Here is a 16290-nt window from a genome sequence, read left to right as displayed (position 1 = left end):
GGCGAGATGGGCGAGTACGACAGCGACCGGTGGCGCATCATCACGGCGGCCTCCATGGCCAGCGCGTCCGCCTTGGTGCTGAGCCAGTACCCGATGGCCAGGAACATCGCGCTCCTGATCGGGACGCTCGTGTCCAACCCCGGGGACATCGCCAAGGCGGCCGTGGAGTGGGCGGCGCCCGCCGTCGGCGCGACCGCGGAGCACCTCCCCGAGATCAAGAACGAGCTCGTCAAGCTGAAGACGGTGATCGAGGAGAAGGGGTACTGGAAGGGGCCCGCCTACCTCGTGTTCAGCGAGGCCGTGGACACGTTCGCTGAGCAACTGGACGTCACCTCGACGTACTTCAAGGGCGTCGGCGACGGCATGAACCACATGGCGACGCTCTACCACTGGGCCGTCGAGGTCGCCTGCGTCGTGAGCGTCGCCATGGCGGCCCTGGCCGCGTATGAGGTGGTGTCCTACCTCTTCCCCGTGGGCAGGGTCGCGGCCAAGGTCACGATCAGCACCTTCCTGACGGCGCTCGGCACGGCACTCAGGAACATCGTCAGCAAGAAGGTGAAGTCCGTGGCGATGCTGACCGGCCTCCTCGTCATGGTGAACGGCATGTGCGCCTTCATGACCCAGAACATCGACAAGGGACGTCCCAAGCCCGACTTCGCGTCCACTGCCCTGAAATACGCGTCCCCCACCGAAGAGGGGGCGCCCGGCACCCTGCAGCGGAAGAACGGCGGCATGCCGAGCATGAACCTGCCCGGCAGCGGCCTCATCTAGCCCCGCACCCCGTGCGGCGGCCCCGGCCCGGCGTCCGCCGCCGGGTCGGGGCGCCGCTCACTGGGCCGTGACCTGCACCGGCGAGCGCGCCGCCGTCGGGTCGAGCGCCGGGCCCTCCGGGATCAGGTGGACGAGGTTGTAGGGCACCGGCGTGACGTCCTCGGCGCCGTACCCCAGCTTGTTGATCTGGTCCCCGGTCTGCAGCGGGAACTTCCTGCCCTGGTCGGTGAGCAGGAAGTAGGTCTGCATGAACGCCTTCTGGCCGTCCCCGGGCAGCAGGCCGCCCAGCGCAGCGCCTCCGGCGGGCAGCAGCACCTGGTCGAAGTGCTCCTGGTCGCTCCGGGCCGCGGGCACGGGGATGGTCATCGTCGCGCCGACCGTGATCTTCGCCTGCGCCGAGCCGTTCTGCGTGTCGGCGTACACCGCGCACAGCGCCGCCGAGGACGTGACCGTTCTGGGCAGGCTCGTCGGCAGGCCGCCGACCGTGAGGGTCTGGCGGGAGGTCCTGCCGTTCGCGGTGGCGGCGTCGATGTCGATCGGGACGGCGGCGCGCCTGCCGTACGCGGCCTTGGTCCTCGGGTCGGCGAGCAGCAGCGTCGCCTGGGTCAGGTTGACGGGGGCGAGCCCGTCGGCGAGCAGCACGTACCAGCGGTCGGGAGCCCCGCCCATGCCCTTCACGGTGTAGACCTGACCGACCGCCCCCTTGCCGCCCCCGGGGGCGACGGCGCGCCGGCCCAGGCCGGTGATGGGCGGCGGCATGAAGTCGGGGCCGGGAGGGATCGCGTTGATCCAGGTCGAGGGCACTCGTCTGGGATGCGCGTTGAGCGCGCGCACACCCGTGTCGGTCACCTTCATGCGCCGGTCGTTCCAGACCACCCAGCCCTGCTGGCCGTCCGTGACGACCAGCGCCTCGCCGCCCACGGGTTTGCCGCCGACGTCCTGTCCGCCCACCAGCGTGACGTACGGCCCTCGCGCCCCGGCGGCCTGCGCCGGCTCGGTCACGCAGGCCGACCACGGGCCCTTGACCAGCTTCTCGCGGGCGGGAAGGCTGTCCGGCGCGCCCGCGATGCCCACCAGCGGCCCGCGCGGCAGCGTCGCCAGCGACGCGGCGGAGACGTTGCGCACCTTGAAGTCGGTCGCGTCGAGCAGCAGCAGCGCCGAGACGTAGTTGGCCGTCGGCAGCAGCCGCGCCTGCTCCTGGCTGTAGACGTAGGTGGCGCCGGTCTCCTCCTCGACCAGGAGCTGGCCGGCCTCGGTCAGGTTCGTCGCGCCGCCGGGCTTGAGCAGCCCCCAGATGCCGAACACCGCCGCGATGAGCACGCCCACGAGCACGCCGCAGAACATCGCCACGTTGTGCCGCCGCATGGGGGTCTCCGGCACATCGGGCTCAGCCTGCAGCAACGCCATGCCCAGGCGCTGCTGCATCAGCCGATGAGCCTGGTAGAGGTCCTTCCGGGTCTGCATCTCACCTCTCCCGTTTCGCAGGGATCAGCATAGAACGCTCTTGTGTCATGAACCCCTACGGAAGTAGCAAACCCCAATAGAACGCCCACGGAACGAAGGCCACACCCGCCGCGACGAGCAGGCCCAGCCGTACCCGCTCGCCGGTCGCACGTTCCCGCCGCCACCTGCGCGCCACCAGCGCCGTCGCCACGACGGTGGCCACCGCCACGGCCTGCAGCGCCAGCCAGACGAGCGGCCTGCCGAGGAGCATCGGACCCGGCGCGGCCAGCTTCCCGCCGGTGGAGATCAGATAGAACAGGTAGGCGAACCCGCCGAGCGCCGCCGCGAGCCCTCCGGCGCTGACCACCCGAGCCGCCGCCGTCCCCCTGCCCGGCGTGCCCCGCGCCGCGCCGCGCCCCCGGATCCGCCGGACCACGGCGACCGCCGGATATCCGGCGAACCCGGCCAGGAACAGCGCCAGCACCACCGTCTGCGCGAAGGCCGACTCCCACCACGCCGGAGGCGGCGCCCCGACGGAGTCCTCCGCCTGGACGGGCGCGGGCCCCGACACCTCCGCGACCGGAGCGTGGCCCGAGGTCGCCTTCGCCACCCAGCCGCCCACCAGCTCGGCGTAACCGGGAGCGAGCTCGGGCAGACGCGTGATGCCGCCGTCCGGGGTCACATGAGCCGCGTGATCGGCCTTCGCGAAGAACCGGAACGTGTACCGCCTGTTGCCGCCCTTCTCCAACGCCGCGCGGAACAGCGGCGGCGTCTCGCGGGGCGGGGTCAGCAGGTCGTGCACGCCCCAGATCGCCAGCACCGGCTGCCGTACCGCGGCCAGGACCAGCTCGGAATCGTAGTAAGGCTCAGGGAACATGCCCCCGTCCGCGATCACCCGGTACAGCTTCGGCTCGGCGTGCTCGACCAGCGACCCGCCGACCCCCGCCTTGCGCAACCCGGCCGCCACGGCCCACGACTGCTGCCGCAGGGGCTGCAGCGCGTTGGCCCCGACCACCACCACGAACGCGATGTCCTTGGACTTCGAGGCGGCGAGCGGCGCCACCCACCCGCCCTCGCTGAGCCCCCAGATGCCGACCTTGCCGGGATCGACCCCCGGCTCCTTGCGCAGCGTCGCGACCGCGCCGAGCGCGTCCTCGGCGAGTTGTGCGTACGACCGGTGGAACAGCGAGTAGCCCGCCGAACGCTTGTCGTAGATCAGCACCGTCAGGCCCTGCCGGGCGAAGGCGACGGCCTCCCCCAGCAGCTTCTCCCGGCGCGTGCCCGTCCCCGCCCCATGCACCAACACAACCCCAGCCCGCCCGGCCACACCGCTCGAGCCCTCCCCAGCCGGACCGTTCCGCCCCTCCCCGGCCGCGTCGTTCCGTCCCCACCTGGCCACGCTTCCGGCCTGGGCCGGGTTTCCGGTCAGGCCCGTACTCCCCGTCTGGGCCGCACTCCCGCTCTGGGCTGTACTCCCGCTTTGGGTCGCACTCCCGACCTGGGCCGTACCCCCGGACTGGGCCGCGCTGCCGGCGCCGGAGGGGCTGGTCGCGTTGGCGGACGGGCTGATCACGCTGCCATGCAGCTCCAGCCCGCCGCTGCCGGCGAACGTCACGTCATGGACCGTTAGGTCATCCGGAACCGTCAGGCCGCCGGGAACCGCCGGGCCCGTGCGGTCGAGCAGGACCGACCCGACCCCGGCGGCGACCCGTCCTTCACCGATCGTCGCGGCCTTAGAAACGAGATCGCCGGTCGTTGCGGCGCCCGAAGTGCGGTTGGCGGTCGTCGCGGTCCTCGGGGTGAGGTCGGCGACGGGGGCGGCACGACCCAGTCCGGGCGTACTCAGCCATAACACGGCACCGGCGACGGCGCTGAGGGAGACGGCAGCAGAGGCCGTAAAGACATTTCGCATACTGCCGACAGTAGTCTGCAGAGAGATCTCGGCAAAGACATGTCTGCAGATATCCTTCTCAAGGACTAGCCTGCTCCTCATGAAGGACGATGAGCCCCTGGTGCTCCACGATCCCGACCGGCTCAAGGCCCTGGCCCATCCCATGCGCCGCCGCATGCTGACCCACCTGAACATCCACGGCCCCGCCACCTCCACCACCCTCGGCGAGCTGCTCGGCGCCAAGACCGGCACCACCAGCTACCACCTGCGCCAACTGGAGAAGTACGGCTTCATCGAGGAGATCCCCGAACGCTCCTCCGGCCGCGAACGCTGGTGGCGCCGCGCCAAGCTCCCCAGGGACATCCGCCTCCCCGAGCCCGGCGACCTCGGCCCGGAGGATCAGGCGGTCCTGATCGAGTTCCACCGGATCGGGCTGGAGGAGGACCGCGCCCTGCTGGACCGCCTCCCCGCCGCCTTCCAGGCCGACCCCGACTGGGTGAAGGGCTCCCGAGGGCTCGCCCGCATGACCAAGGACGAGCTCAGGGAGTTCCACGACGCCTATGTAGCCCTGCTCCTGAAATACGGCCACCCCGCGGACGAGGCCCCACCCGACGCCCGCCCCCTGTACGTCCGCATGTACACCCTCCCCGCCGACGACTCCTGACCCCAAACCCACACACCACCCCAGAACCCCCGCGGTCCACACGTGGCGGGGACTCGAAAGGCCGGCGCCGAGCGGCACGGGGCCTGCACGCCTTCCCGTCCGACGAGCCCGGTCCCGGACGCCAGGCATGGGCCTGCGAACCTGCGTCGGCTGGCACGCGGTGGGGACTCGGGAGGGCTGGCTCTGGGTGGGCAGGGACGTACACCGTCCCGTCCGACGGACCTGATCCCGGACGCCAGGCATGGGCCGCCGGACCTGTGCGGCTCACATGTGGGGATGGGGGTGAGGAGTCGGCCTACGAGCCTGGTCCGCAGATTTCGCGAACCGGCTGCCGTACCCACGCGGCACATGGGGGTGGGTGGGGGAACGATGGGGCTGGCTCGGGGTGGGCGGGCATGTACGCCTTCCCGGCCAGCGAGCCTGGTCCCCAATTTCGCGCACCGGTCACCGGTCCCGCTCGGTTCGCGAGGGGGGGCGACGCGGGAGGGGCCACGTGGCGATGGCTGAGTGGTTCGGGGGCGGGAGGCTCGGTGGGCGGCTTGGGTGGGTGGGGTCAGGGGGTGTCTGGGAGGGCTGTTTGGATGGGGGTGATGTTGCCGGTGGTGACCAGGAGGCCGCGGCCCGGAGGGCCGCCACCCGCCCCGCGGGGCAGGCGGATGCTGAACAGGTCGCCGTCGGTCGGGCCCTGGACCGCCAGAAGCACGCCCGTACGGGACTTGCGGGCCTCCGCCACGAACCCGCGATAGGCGACCGCCAGGTCACCGGTGGAGCCGGCGATCAGCAGGCCGTGATCACCGTCCCTGCCCGAGCGGAGCACCTCCTCCAGGGACGTGCCCAGCGGTGAGTCCGGGTTGACCAGCTCGGCGTCGTCCACGACCACGACGTACTGGCCCAGGTCCGCGACCAGTTCGGGGAGGTTGGCGGCGTTCCCGTCCAGGACGGCCACGGCGTCCGGCAGGTCGCGCAGCGGGCTTCGTCTGGGGGCGACGGCGACGACCGGCGTGCCGGCGGCGATGAGCGATCGCGCCGCCGTCACCAGGACGGACGACCGCCCCGACCGCGACGGCCCCGCGATCACCGCGCCCGGCCCGTGGGCCAGCAGGTCGACGCCGAGCGGGGCGAGCGCGTCCCCACCCGCGCCGACCAGCGCCCACAGCGGGGACGGCGGAGTGAACGCCGGATCGAGGTCCATCGTCTGGGACGCGGTGACCCGCATCGGCAGCGCGTCGACGCGCAGCGGTTGTTCGCCCTCGCCGCGCCGCCCCCCACGCCCGGCGGCCTGCGGGCTCGCACTGCGGGCCAGGGCCTGCAGCGCGGCGACCTGGGCGGGGCCCGCGGGGTCGGCGGAGAGGAGGGCGATGTGGTGTTCGGTGATGCCGTGCTCGCCCAGCGACACGGCGCGCCCCGGAGGCATGGACGCGGGCAGGCCCTTGAGCGGGAATCCGGCCAGCCCGTAGTCGGCCGTGTCGGACAGGCGCAGCAGCAGGCGGTCGTCGAAGACCGTCGAGACCTGGCCGAGCAGGCCGGACCGGTCGCTGGTGACCACCGCGCGCAACCCTACTGCCGGGCCCTCGCGCAGGAGCTGGAGCAGGGCTTCGATCAGGCGGCCGTAGTCGTAGCTCTCGAACGCGGCGACGAAGCCCTCCCAGCGGTCGAGCATGAACACCAGCCACGGCAGGCGGTGACCGGCCTGGCGGTACTCGGCGAGCGAGGCGTGGCCCGCCTCGGCCAGTAGTTGCTGGCGGCGGCCCACCTCGGCGCGCAGGCGGCCGAGCAGCCGCTCCACCCGTTCGATCTGGTCGCGGGTGACCACGGCGCCGCAGTGGGGCATCGCCATGACGGGCAGGAGCGCGCCCGAGCCGCAGTCCACCGCGTGGACGTGCACGTCGGCGGGCGACGTCCGGGCCGCGATGGCGCCCGCGATCGTCCGCAACGCCGTCGAGCGGCCGCTACGCGGGGCGCCCGCGATCAGCAGGTGGCCGCCGTTGGCCAGGTCGAGCGCCAGCGGGCAACGATCCTGCCGCCACGGACGGTCGGTCACCCCGAACGCCAACGGCGCCACCTCCCCGAAGCCCCCACCACCCCCCTCGTACGGCGGGCCGGCGAGCTCGGCTTCGAACGAGCCCTCCGAGGAGGCGGTCACCGGCGGAGTGGCGGGCAGGTCGAGCACCAGATGAGTGGGCAGGGGGTCGAGCCACGGGCTCGGCTGGGCCGGGACGCCCGCCAACCGGCCGGCCTCGACGAGCGCGTCGGCGACCAGGCCGAGATCGGTGACCGCCGACTCCTCCGCCGGCTCGGGAGGTGGCGGAAGCGGCCTGCCGAGCGAGCGCCAGTCCACGTCGAGCACCCGAACCCGCCCGACCGGCGCGCCGGCGGACGGCACGCGCGCGGGGCTGCGCCCGCCCACCCTGGCCGTCTGGACGGCGATCGCCGCCCCCACCCCCGACCGCACGTAACACCGGCCAGGGGTGGACTTGGAGATCGCGGCCGCGTCGGGCAGGTCGATGACGTCGGTGGACTCGGCGGGCTCGGTCACCCGCAGCGCGATCCGCAGCGACGTGTTTGCCTGGATGTCGGCCGTGACCACGCCGGCCGGCCGCTGGGTGGCCAGGATCAGGTGGATGCCCAGCGAACGGCCCCGCCGCGCGATGTCCACCAGACCGGCCACGAAGTCGGGCAGCTCGGCCACCAGCGCGGCGAACTCGTCGATGATCAGCACCAGGCGCGGCATGGGCGCCTGGCCGGTGTAGTCGTCGATGTCCTTGGCGCCCGCCGCCAGCAGCAGGCGTTCCCTGCGCCGGATCTCGGCCGCCAGCGAGTCGAGAGCCCGCTGGGTCAGGTGCCCGTCGAGGTCGCTGACCATGCCGACGGTGTGCGGCAGGCGTACGCAGTCCTTGAAGGCCGCGCCGCCCTTGTAGTCGATCAGCACGAACGTGAGCTGGTCGGGCCGGTTGGCCACCGCCAGCGAGCAGATCAGTGTCTGCAGCAGCTCGGACTTGCCCGCGCCGGTGGTGCCGGCGATCAGCCCGTGGGGGCCGTCGAGCTTGAGATCGACCGAGAACGGGCCGTCGGGGCCGACGCCGATCAGCGCCTCGGTCGTGCCATGGGCCCGCCACCGGCCGGCCAGCTCCTTGCCGGAGGGGTCGGGCATGCCCATCAGGTCGAGCAGCCGGACGGCTCCGGGCAGGTTGCCCGACGGATCGTCCCGGCTCACGTCGCGGATGGGGGACAGGGCCCTGGCCAGCCGGTCGCACCAGGCGGCCGAGACCAGGTCGCCCAGCACCGGCCCGATCACGTCGAGCCCGCCGCCGAGCAGGCGTACGAGGCCGTCGGAGCCGCACGCCGCCACCGTCTGGCACTCCTCGGGCAGCAGCCGCTGGTCGTCGTCGATGGCGAGGGTGAACACCCCGGACCGGGGGCCCTGCCGCAGGACCTGGGGCATGTTGGGCAGGCCGCGCAGGATCTGGGCGCCGTCGAGGATCACCAGGACGTCGTGGGGACGGACGTCGTAGGAGGAGAAGCTGGGTTTCTCGGGGCCGCCCAGATCGTCCCAGCCTGTGGGGATCTTGCCGAACTCGGGGATGGCGGTGTTCTGGCGTTCGTCGATGAGCGCGGCCAGCTCGGCGACGCGGCGGGCGGCCGACTCGGGGTCGGTGCCGACCAGCGCCACGCAGTCTTCGCCCGCGCGCGGGGCGCAGTGCGGCAGCCAGCGCGTCCAGCCCCAGCGGCGTTCGCCGTCGGCGCGCGCGGACACGACCACGATGGCCAGGTCGCGCGGGCTGTGCAGGGTGGCGGCCTGGGCGATCAGCCAGCCGGCCAGGCTGGTCGTGGCCCCGCGCGGGCCGGTGACGCCCGCGACGCCGAGCCGGCGCATGGCCAGCGCCACCGGCACGGCGCGGCAGAGCGGCGGCTCGATCGGACCGCCCTGCTCCTCCGACAGGTCGAGGTTGGCGGGCAGGTCGGCGAGGCCGACGCGCAGCCGCAGCGAGTCGGCGTCATGGATGCGCCGCTCCCACAGACGCCTGCGCGGCCCGGTCGCCGTGAGCAGGACCTGGGCCGGGTCGGGGGCGTCGGACCTGCGCGCGGCCTCGTCCGCGGCCCTGGCCCGCTCGACCTCCTCGTCGTAGGCCCGGACGCGTTCGCCGAACTCCTTGAGCGCCTGCTTGTGCTTCTTCCTGCCGTGGCGGCGGTCGCTGACCCACTGGCCGATCATGATGATCGGCGTCATCAGGGCGACGAGCAGGTAGTAGGGGGCGTGCAGGGCGAAGGCCAGCGTCACGCCGAGCACGGCGGGCAGGAGCGCGGCCAGCAACTGCAGCCGCATGCCCTCGGACCTGGTCGGCTCCTTGGGCTTGACGAACCTGCGCTCCGGCTCGGCGCGGCGCAGCCGGGGCGGCCGGTTGTAGGCGAGCCCGCCCTCGCCCCTGGGGGCGAGGTGGGCGTCCTTCGGCTCGATCGAGGTCAGTACGAACACCGAGGACCCGCAGGTCAGCACCGCCTGGTCGGGCCACTCGGCGGGCCCGGTGAGCGCCCTGCCGTCGAGCTCGGGCACGTCGCCCTGTTCGGCGGCGAGCTCGGCCGCCTCCCGCTCGGCGACCCGCGCGGTCAGCTCGGCGACCTCCTCGGCCCACCGCCCCTTCAGCTTGAGCCTGGAGGTCTGCCCGGGGCTCTGCCGGTGCGCCCGCTCGACGGTGATCGCGTCAGGCGTCACCCGCACGGCGACGGCCTCGGCGGCCAGGAGGGGGTCGGCGACGGCCATCGCGCAGGTCGGGTCGGACCCGATAACGTGCACGCCCAGCCCCAGCCGGTGGACCGCCCCCGCCGCCGGGCCGCCGATCACGCGGACCTCGGCCACCCCGCCGGGCTCCTCGACCACGGTGGCGCGGGCCAGGCGCGGATCGAGCGTGACCTTGTCGCCGTCGCGCAGGACGGCCGCCGCCGGCGCCCGCGGATCGAGCGGACGCCCGTCACGCCAGAGCAGCGCACCGGAATCACCGGGGACGTCGGCTGGGACGTCGAGCCGGTCGGGGACGCGCGGACGGGGGATGCGCGCCTCGGCCCGGCCCCGCACCCCGGCCTCGGGCGCCAGGCCGTACGGCGCGCGCGTCCGCGGCAGGTGGACGACCTTCGCCATGGACGTGCGCCCGCTCAGCGCCTCGGTCACCCCGGCCACCGTGGCGCCGCCGTCGCCGTCGATCACGACGTCACGGTCGCCCTGCTCGCCGAGCACGGTGAGCATGATCCGCATGTGCCGTCTCCTCGCTCGACCTCGGGCGCCAAGGTAGCGCCAGAAGCGAGAGTAGGCGTCCCGGTTGACGCCACCGGCATGAGAACGCGGTTCTGTGGATAACCCGCGCGCCTAACGTCACGATCAAGCATGAAAAAACTGTGATTACTGCGACTCAAGATAAAATTGTGACCAGCATGCCGATAAATCGGTATTCGTCAACTTGGTAGAGACAATAGGCATTGATTATTCCGGGTTGACATCACGCCACCTGCGAAACAAGCATGGGTCCTCGCATTCCGCCCACGCCCCACCCGGCCGCCCCACATAATGGGCGTGAATTCCGCATTTCACAATGGGAGCCCCCCACCCATGAGGACCAGTGAAAAACCTGTCGCCGACAACGCGGCGGCGGGGTTGTCCGGCCCGGCCTCGCGCAAGCTCCCCGTGCCCCCACGCGAACGCAAGCCGGCCCTCGCCGCGCTGGCGGTCCTGCTCATACTCGGCGGAGCGCTGGCCACCACGCTGCTCGTGCTGCGCAGCGGCGACCGCGTCTCCGCCATCAGGATCACCCAGCAGGTCGGCGCGGGCCAGAAGTTCGACGAGGGCATGCTCGAAGAGGTGAAGATCGCCTCGGACACGGGTGTCGACTACGTCGCCTGGTCCCGGCGGTCAGAGGTGATCGACAGCTTCGCCGCGGTCACCATCCTGCCGGGCACCCTGCTGACCAACCAGATGGGCAGCAAGGCCAGCGACGAACTGGGCCCGGGAAAGGCGACCGTCGGCCTCGCCCTCAAACCTGGCCAAATGCCCGCCGGCATTCAACAGGGCGACCGCGTCCAGGTCGTGTACGTGCCGAACCGGACGGCTCAAGGGCAAAGCCGCGTACTCGCCGAGAGCGCGCTCGTGTTCAGCACCGGCGACAAGAACCGGACCGGCGGTAATTCCGGGCAGATCACCGTGATCGTCGATTCGTCGGACTCACCGCAAATACTCGCCTATGCCTCCAGCGGAGAGATCGCGGTGGCCGAGCTCCCGGGAGCGCGCTGACGTGGCGCTGATCGTTCTGGCCGCCGACAAGGGCGCGCCCGGCGTGACCACCGCGGCCACCGCCCTCGCGGCGGTGTGGCCGCGGCCCGTGCTGCTGGCCGAGTGCGACCCGGCCGGCGGCGACCTCGCCTACCGGCTGCCCGCCGCCGACGGCGGCGTGCTCAACCCGGGCAAGGGCCTGCTCACGCTCGGCGCGACCGCCCGCCGGGGCCTCGAACCCGCTCAGATCCACCAGCACACGCAGAAGATCATCGGCGGGCTCGACGTGCTGGCCGGGCTCACCCACGGCGAGCAGGCTGCCGGGCTCACCTGGCTCTGGGGCCCGCTGGGCAGGTCGCTGGCCGCCATCCCCGACGCCGACGTGATCGCCGACTGCGGCCGCCTGGGCTCCCACCCCCAGATCGCCGACCTCCTCGCCGAGGCCGAGCAGGTGCTCCTGCTCACCAGGGCGACCCTCGACCACGTCGCCCACCTGCGCGAACGCCTCCAGATCACCAAGGCGCACGGCGTCGTCGTGATCGCCGACCCGCGCAACTACCGGGCCTCGATCGAAGACGTGCGCAGGATCGTCGGTCCCATCGTCCAGTTCGTCCACGGGCTGGCCCACGATGCCAAGGGCGCCGAGCTGCTGCGCGGACAGTGGGGCGGCCGGCTCGACCGGTCCCTGCTCATCCGTACGGCCCGGGACCTCGCCGCGAGGCTGGTGAGCCACCGATGATCGACCATTCCCTCGTCAAGCGTTTCCGCCAGGAGGTTGGCGACCGGCTGGCCCAGCAGCGCCGGATCGACCAGGCGAGCGGCGTCCCGCCGATGTCCGGCGAGGACGAGCGCCAGTTCGCCAGGGCGCTGATCTCGCAGGTGCTGGAGGAGCACGCGCGCAACGAGATCGGCCTCGGCCGCACGCCGCCCACCATCGAGGAGGAGGAGGCCCTCGCGGCCGGCATCCACGCCGCGCTGTTCGGCGTGGGCCGCCTCCAGCCGCTGCTCGACGACCCCGAGGTCGAGAACATCGACATCAACGGCTGCGACCGCGTCTTCGTCAGCTACGCCGACGGCCGGGAGCTCATGCACGACCCGGTCGCCGAGTCCGACGACGAGCTGGTCGAGCTGATCCAGATCCTGGCGGCGTACTCGGGGCTGTCCAGCAGGCCGTTCGACACCGCCAACCCCCAGCTCGACCTGCGGCTGCCCGACGGCTCCCGGCTGAGCGCGGTCATGGACGTCACCGTGCGCCCGGCCGTGTCGATCCGCCGCTCCCGCCTCGGCAAGGTCTTCCTGTCCGACCTGACCGGCAACGGCACGATCAGCCCGGAGATCGGGAGGTTCCTGACGGCGGCCGTCGCGGCCCGCAAGAACCTCATGATCGCCGGATCCACCAACGCCGGCAAGACCACCCTGCTGCGGGCGCTGGCCAACGAGATCCCGCCCAGCGAGCGCCTGATCACCGTCGAACGCGCTCTTGAGCTGGGCCTCGACCAGTTCCCCGAGCTCCATCCCAACGTGGTCGCCTTCGAGCAGCGCCTGCCCAACTCCGAGGGCCAGGGCGAGATCTCCATGGCCGAGCTGGTCAGGCGCTCGCTGCGGATGAACCCCAGCCGCGTCATCGTCGGCGAGGTGCTGGGCGACGAGATCGTCACCATGCTCAACGCGATGACCCAGGGCAACGACGGCTCGTTGTCCACGATCCACGCCAACTCCAGCATGGAGGTCTTCAACCGCATCGCCACCTACGCCCTGCAGGCCGGCGAGCGCCTGCCCATCGATGCCACCCACATGCTCATCGCGGGCGCGATCGACTTCGTGGTCTTCATCGAGAAGCGCAACGACTACCACGTCGGCGGCACCCTGCGCCGCTACGTCTCCAGCATCCGCGAGGTCAACGGCTGCGACGGCCGCGTGTTGTCGAGCGAGGTGTTCGCGCCAGGGCCCGACGGCACGGGCGTCCCGCACGCGCCGGTCTCGTGCCTGGAGGAGCTGGTCGCCCACGGCTACAACCCGGGAGGCTGGTGAGGATGGCGTTCGACCTCGACCCGCTCGCGATGGTGGCGGGCGCGGCCGCCGGCGGCGGCCTCTTCCTGTTCTTCCTCGCCCTGTACGGCCTGCGACGCCGCCCGTCCCAGCCCAGACGACCGCTCGTCAAGATGCTCACCACCCGCACCGCCGTCGCCGCGGTGGCCGCCGGCCTGGTCCTGGTGGTCACGGGCTGGCCGGTCATGGCGGTGGGCACGGTGCTGCTCGTGTTCGCCTGGCGCGGCCTGTCCGGCGGCGCAGCCGAGGAACGCGCCGCCATGCGCCGCCTGGAAGGGCTGGCCGCCTGGACCGAGTCGCTGCGCGACACCATCGCCGGGGCGGCCGGGCTGGAGCAGGCGATCCCGTCCTCCATCAGGGCCGCCGCGCCCACGCTCCGGCCCCACCTGCGGGCCATGGTCGACCGCCTGCACACCCGGATGGCGCTGCCGGAGGCGCTGTCCCGCTTCGCCGACGAGCTCGACGACCCCTCGGCCGACCTGGTGATCGCCGCGCTCATCCTCAACTCCCGGCTGCGCGGCCCCGGCCTGCGCGACGTGCTCGGCGCGCTCGCCGTCTCGGCCCGCGAAGAGCTCGACATGCGCCGCCGCGTCGAGGCCGAGCGCCGCTCGACCAGGCGCAGCGTGCAGATCGTGGTGATCACGGCGCTGGTCTTCGCCGGGCTGCTCATCCTGTTCAACCCCGCCTACGTCAGCGAGTACGGCTCCGCCCTCGGCCAGGCCGTGCTCGTGGTCGTCGGCGGCCTGTTCGGCGCCGGGTTCGCGTGGATGCGGCGGCTGGCCAGGTTCGACAAGCCGACCCGGCTGCTGATGGGGGGAGGCGGCCATGGTTGAGGGCGTGCTGGCCGGCTCGGTGCTCGGTCTCGGCCTGTTCGTGCTGGTACGCGCGTTGTTCCCGGCCCGTCCCGGGCTGGTGGCGCGGCTGCTGGCGCTCGACGCCGTGCGCGAGGACGCCGACGCCCCGCGCATCCAGCTCCTGCTGCCCGAGGAGGAGGTCAGCGCCTTCCGCCGCGGCCTCGGCGCCCGCCTGGCCCGCCTCTACGGCGCCCGCGGCTGGGAGGCCCGCTCGGTCAAGTCCGACCTGGCCCTGCTCGGACGCTCGTTCGAGGCGTTCCTGGCCACCAAGGTGCTGCTCGCCGCGAGCGGCCTGCTGGCCTTCCCGATCCTGCTCGGCTGGCTGGCGCTCATGGGGTGGGGCGTGTCGTTCTCGGTGCCGTTCTGGTCGGCCGTGCTCGTGGCGCTGCTCTTCTTCTTCCTGCCCGACCTGCAGATCCGCAAGGAGGCCGCGGCCATGCGACGCGACTTCCGGCACGTCGTGGGCGCCTTCCTCGACCTGGTCTCGATGAACCTGGCGGGCGGGCGCGGCGTGCCCGAGGCGCTGATGATGGCCGTGTCGGTCAGCGGCGAGCAGCCCAACTGGGCGATGGGCCGCATCCGCGACGCGCTCGGCGGCGCCCGGATCGTCGGCATCACCCCGTGGCAGGCGCTCGGCCAGCTCGGCGAGGAGATCAACGTCGACGAGCTGCGCGACCTGTCGGCCGCGCTCGGCCTGGTGGCCGACGACGGCGCCAAGGTGCGCGCCTCGCTCACCGCCAGGGCCGCCACCTTGCGCCGACGCGAACTGGCCGAGATCGAGGGACGCGCGGGCGAACGTTCGCAGTCGATGCTCGTGGCCCAGCTCCTCCTGTGCGCCGGTTTCGTGATCTTTCTCAGTTTTCCCGCCGCGATGAAGATGTTGGGGGCCTGATGAACCATCCCTGGATCGTCTATCTCACCGCCTACCTGGGGGTGCGGATCCAGCGCGCCCGCACCGCGCCCAGCAGGGGCGCCTCCGCCGTCGAATGGGTGATCATCACGGCCATCATCGCGGGCGTCGCGCTCGGGCTGGCCACGCTGATCAAGACCCTGGTCGAGCAGAAGTCCAGCGAGATCCAGGGCACGTTCGGCGGTGGCGGCGGCGGTGGTGGCGGAGACTCGTGAGCGGGGCGCGACCGTGATCGAGCTGGCGTTGCTGATGCCGGTCATCCTCGCGGTCGCGCTCCTCGTCGTGCAGGTCGCGCTCTGGTTCCACGGTCGCCAGATCGCCGAGGCGGCGGCCAGGGAAGGCGCGCGGGTGGCCAGGTCGGCGCCGTTCGACTCGGGCGACTGGCAGGGCGCGGCCACGGCGAAGGCCACCGACATCGTCAAGGCCGTCGGCCCCCGGCTGCTGGAGAACGCCGCGGCCACCACCTCCGAGCGCGACCCCGACCAGCGCTTCGTCACGGTCACGGGCAGCGCCGTGCAGGTCGTGCCGCTGCTGCCGCCGCTCACGTTCACGATCACGGCTACCGCGGGCGGGCCGATCGAGTGCTTCCGTCCCGACAACGGCGGTGATGACTGCCGATGAAGCCGGGCGAGCGGGGCTCGATGGCCGTGGAGACGGTGATGCTCGCCCCCGTCTTCCTGCTGTTCCTCATGTTCCTGGTCGGGGCGGGGGTGCTGGTGGAGACGCAGGGGCGGGTCAACGGGGCGGCCAGGGACGCCGCGCGGGCGGCGTCCGTGCAGCGTGGTTTCGACGACGCCGGCGCCGCGGCGGAGAGCACCGCCAAGAGCGTGCTCGACGACAAGTGCGGCGCCACCGCCGTGAACCTGGACGGATCCACCTGGGAGGCGGGCGGCCAGGTGCAGGCGGAGGTGACCTGCGAGCTCGACCTCGGCTTCCTGGGGTTCGGCGGCACCAAGCGACTGACGGGCACCGCCGTGGTGCCCCTGGAGCAGCTCGTCAGGAGGGAGCCGTGAAGGCGGGGGAGCGGGGGTCCATGTCGGTCTTCACCGTGCTCTTCTCGGTCGTGGTGTTCCTCCTGGCCGGGCTGCTGGTCGACGGCGGCGCGGCGATCAACGCCCGGCTGCGCGCCGCCGACGTCGCCGAGCAGGCCGCGCGGGCGGGCGCGGACATGATCGACGTCGACCGCCTGCGCACCGGCGGCGAGGTCGCCCTGCTGGACGAGGGCCAGGTCTGCGCCAGGGCCGACGAGATCGTCGCGGCCCAGGGCGGCGACGGCGTGGCCCGCGGCTCCTGCTCGGTCGAGCAGCAGCAGGTGACGGTCAGCGTCTCGGTGCGGTGGGAGGCGTTCTTCCTCGGGGCCCTCGGGTTCCCGGGCTCGGAGATGAACGGCGAGGCCACGGCCGCCCCGGAAGCCAGGTAGACCGATTCCCGCCACTCGGTGGCCGGGGCAAC

The 16290-nt window shown here is 72.6% G+C and carries 14 protein-coding genes; 11 read left to right on the top strand and 3 right to left on the bottom strand.

From position 1 onward, the window contains the following. Nucleotides 1–6: 6 nt before the first annotated feature. Nucleotides 7–771, top strand: coding sequence for a hypothetical protein (locus ACNF49_RS52160; protein WP_357969973.1), 765 nt, complete (start codon nucleotides 7–9; stop codon nucleotides 769–771). Nucleotides 772–828: 57 nt separating this feature from the next. On the opposite strand, the gene eccB is transcribed toward ACNF49_RS52160, so the two are convergent. Together eccB and ACNF49_RS52150 are read right to left on the bottom strand one after the other, a co-directional pair. Continuing rightward, complete coding sequence (gene eccB / locus ACNF49_RS52155) at nucleotides 829–2235, bottom strand: type VII secretion protein EccB (protein ID WP_357969976.1); 1407 nt, start codon at nucleotides 2233–2235, stop codon at nucleotides 829–831. A gap of 55 nt (nucleotides 2236–2290) precedes the next feature. Beyond that, nucleotides 2291–3520 carry an alpha/beta hydrolase family protein gene (locus ACNF49_RS52150; protein ID WP_482942288.1) on the bottom strand — a complete coding sequence of 410 codons (1230 nt, stop codon included), beginning with the start codon at nucleotides 3518–3520 and terminating at the stop codon, nucleotides 2291–2293. Between the two features lie 685 nt (nucleotides 3521–4205). Between ACNF49_RS52150 and ACNF49_RS52145 the strand changes: the two genes are divergently transcribed. Further along, nucleotides 4206–4769 carry an ArsR/SmtB family transcription factor gene (locus tag ACNF49_RS52145; RefSeq protein ID WP_357969981.1) on the top strand — a complete coding sequence of 188 codons (564 nt, stop codon included), beginning with the start codon at nucleotides 4206–4208 and terminating at the stop codon, nucleotides 4767–4769. A 553-nt stretch (nucleotides 4770–5322) separates the two neighbouring features. Here the strand turns inward: ACNF49_RS52145 and ACNF49_RS52140 are convergent. After that, on the bottom strand, nucleotides 5323–10017 hold the full coding sequence (locus tag ACNF49_RS52140; RefSeq protein ID WP_482942287.1) for an FtsK/SpoIIIE domain-containing protein: 4695 nt from the start codon (nucleotides 10015–10017) through the stop codon (nucleotides 5323–5325). Between the two features lie 351 nt (nucleotides 10018–10368). On the opposite strand from ACNF49_RS52140, the gene ACNF49_RS52135 reads away from it, so the two are divergent. Genes ACNF49_RS52135 through ACNF49_RS52095 form a run of 9 tightly spaced genes read left to right on the top strand, consistent with a single transcriptional unit; the run spans nucleotide 10369 to nucleotide 16258 of the window. Further along, nucleotides 10369–11046, top strand: coding sequence for a hypothetical protein (locus tag ACNF49_RS52135; protein ID WP_357969987.1), 678 nt, complete (start codon nucleotides 10369–10371; stop codon nucleotides 11044–11046). Nucleotide 11047: 1 nt separating this feature from the next. Continuing rightward, nucleotides 11048–11764, top strand: a complete 717-nt coding sequence (locus tag ACNF49_RS52130) for a CpaE/TadZ family protein (protein ID WP_357969990.1) — start codon at nucleotides 11048–11050, stop codon at nucleotides 11762–11764. Further along, the gene (locus ACNF49_RS52125) at nucleotides 11761–13056 is read left to right on the top strand and encodes a TadA family conjugal transfer-associated ATPase (RefSeq protein WP_482942286.1); all 1296 of its coding nucleotides are present in this window, start codon (nucleotides 11761–11763) and stop codon (nucleotides 13054–13056) included. Before ACNF49_RS52130 ends, ACNF49_RS52125 begins: the two co-directional genes overlap by 4 nt. A 2-nt stretch (nucleotides 13057–13058) precedes the next feature. Further along, nucleotides 13059–13907, top strand: coding sequence for a type II secretion system F family protein (locus ACNF49_RS52120; RefSeq protein ID WP_482942285.1), 849 nt, complete (start codon nucleotides 13059–13061; stop codon nucleotides 13905–13907). Continuing rightward, on the top strand, nucleotides 13900–14820 hold the full coding sequence (locus tag ACNF49_RS52115; RefSeq protein WP_482942284.1) for a type II secretion system F family protein: 921 nt from the start codon (nucleotides 13900–13902) through the stop codon (nucleotides 14818–14820). Before ACNF49_RS52120 ends, ACNF49_RS52115 begins: the two co-directional genes overlap by 8 nt. Next, nucleotides 14820–15053 (top strand): hypothetical protein, encoded by a 234-nt coding sequence (locus tag ACNF49_RS52110; protein WP_357969997.1) that lies wholly within the window; start codon nucleotides 14820–14822, stop codon nucleotides 15051–15053. The genes ACNF49_RS52115 and ACNF49_RS52110 overlap by 1 nt, the downstream gene beginning before the upstream one ends. Further along, a complete protein-coding gene (locus tag ACNF49_RS52105; protein WP_357969999.1) occupies nucleotides 15037–15459 on the top strand; it encodes a TadE family protein in 423 nt (140 codons plus the stop codon). The genes ACNF49_RS52110 and ACNF49_RS52105 overlap by 17 nt, the downstream gene beginning before the upstream one ends. Next, nucleotides 15456–15851, top strand: coding sequence for a TadE family protein (locus ACNF49_RS52100; protein WP_357970002.1), 396 nt, complete (start codon nucleotides 15456–15458; stop codon nucleotides 15849–15851). Before ACNF49_RS52105 ends, ACNF49_RS52100 begins: the two co-directional genes overlap by 4 nt. Then, the gene (locus tag ACNF49_RS52095; RefSeq protein WP_482942283.1) at nucleotides 15848–16258 is read left to right on the top strand and encodes an Rv3654c family TadE-like protein; all 411 of its coding nucleotides are present in this window, start codon (nucleotides 15848–15850) and stop codon (nucleotides 16256–16258) included. Before ACNF49_RS52100 ends, ACNF49_RS52095 begins: the two co-directional genes overlap by 4 nt. Nucleotides 16259–16290 lie beyond the last annotated feature (32 nt).

The organism is Actinomadura sp. ATCC 39365 (assembly GCF_054392275.1).
The sequence above is the reverse complement of the archived record's forward strand: the minus strand, read 5'-3'. Positions and strand labels throughout refer to the sequence as shown.

What these genes read in the sequence shown, in the direction of transcription:
- ACNF49_RS52160 (WP_357969973.1), top strand. Translation starts at nt 7, where the DNA reads ATGGGCGAGTACGACAGCGACCGGTGGCGCATCATCACGGCGGCCTCC.
- eccB (WP_357969976.1), bottom strand. Translation starts at nt 2,235, where the DNA reads ATGCAGACCCGGAAGGACCTCTACCAGGCTCATCGGCTGATGCAGCAG.
- ACNF49_RS52145 (WP_357969981.1), top strand. Translation starts at nt 4,206, where the DNA reads ATGAAGGACGATGAGCCCCTGGTGCTCCACGATCCCGACCGGCTCAAG.
- ACNF49_RS52140 (WP_482942287.1), bottom strand. Translation starts at nt 10,017, where the DNA reads ATGCGGATCATGCTCACCGTGCTCGGCGAGCAGGGCGACCGTGACGTC.
- ACNF49_RS52135 (WP_357969987.1), top strand. Translation starts at nt 10,369, where the DNA reads ATGAGGACCAGTGAAAAACCTGTCGCCGACAACGCGGCGGCGGGGTTG.
- ACNF49_RS52125 (WP_482942286.1), top strand. Translation starts at nt 11,761, where the DNA reads ATGATCGACCATTCCCTCGTCAAGCGTTTCCGCCAGGAGGTTGGCGAC.
- ACNF49_RS52120 (WP_482942285.1), top strand. Translation starts at nt 13,059, where the DNA reads ATGGCGTTCGACCTCGACCCGCTCGCGATGGTGGCGGGCGCGGCCGCC.
- ACNF49_RS52115 (WP_482942284.1), top strand. Translation starts at nt 13,900, where the DNA reads ATGGTTGAGGGCGTGCTGGCCGGCTCGGTGCTCGGTCTCGGCCTGTTC.
- ACNF49_RS52110 (WP_357969997.1), top strand. Translation starts at nt 14,820, where the DNA reads ATGAACCATCCCTGGATCGTCTATCTCACCGCCTACCTGGGGGTGCGG.
- ACNF49_RS52100 (WP_357970002.1), top strand. Translation starts at nt 15,456, where the DNA reads ATGAAGCCGGGCGAGCGGGGCTCGATGGCCGTGGAGACGGTGATGCTC.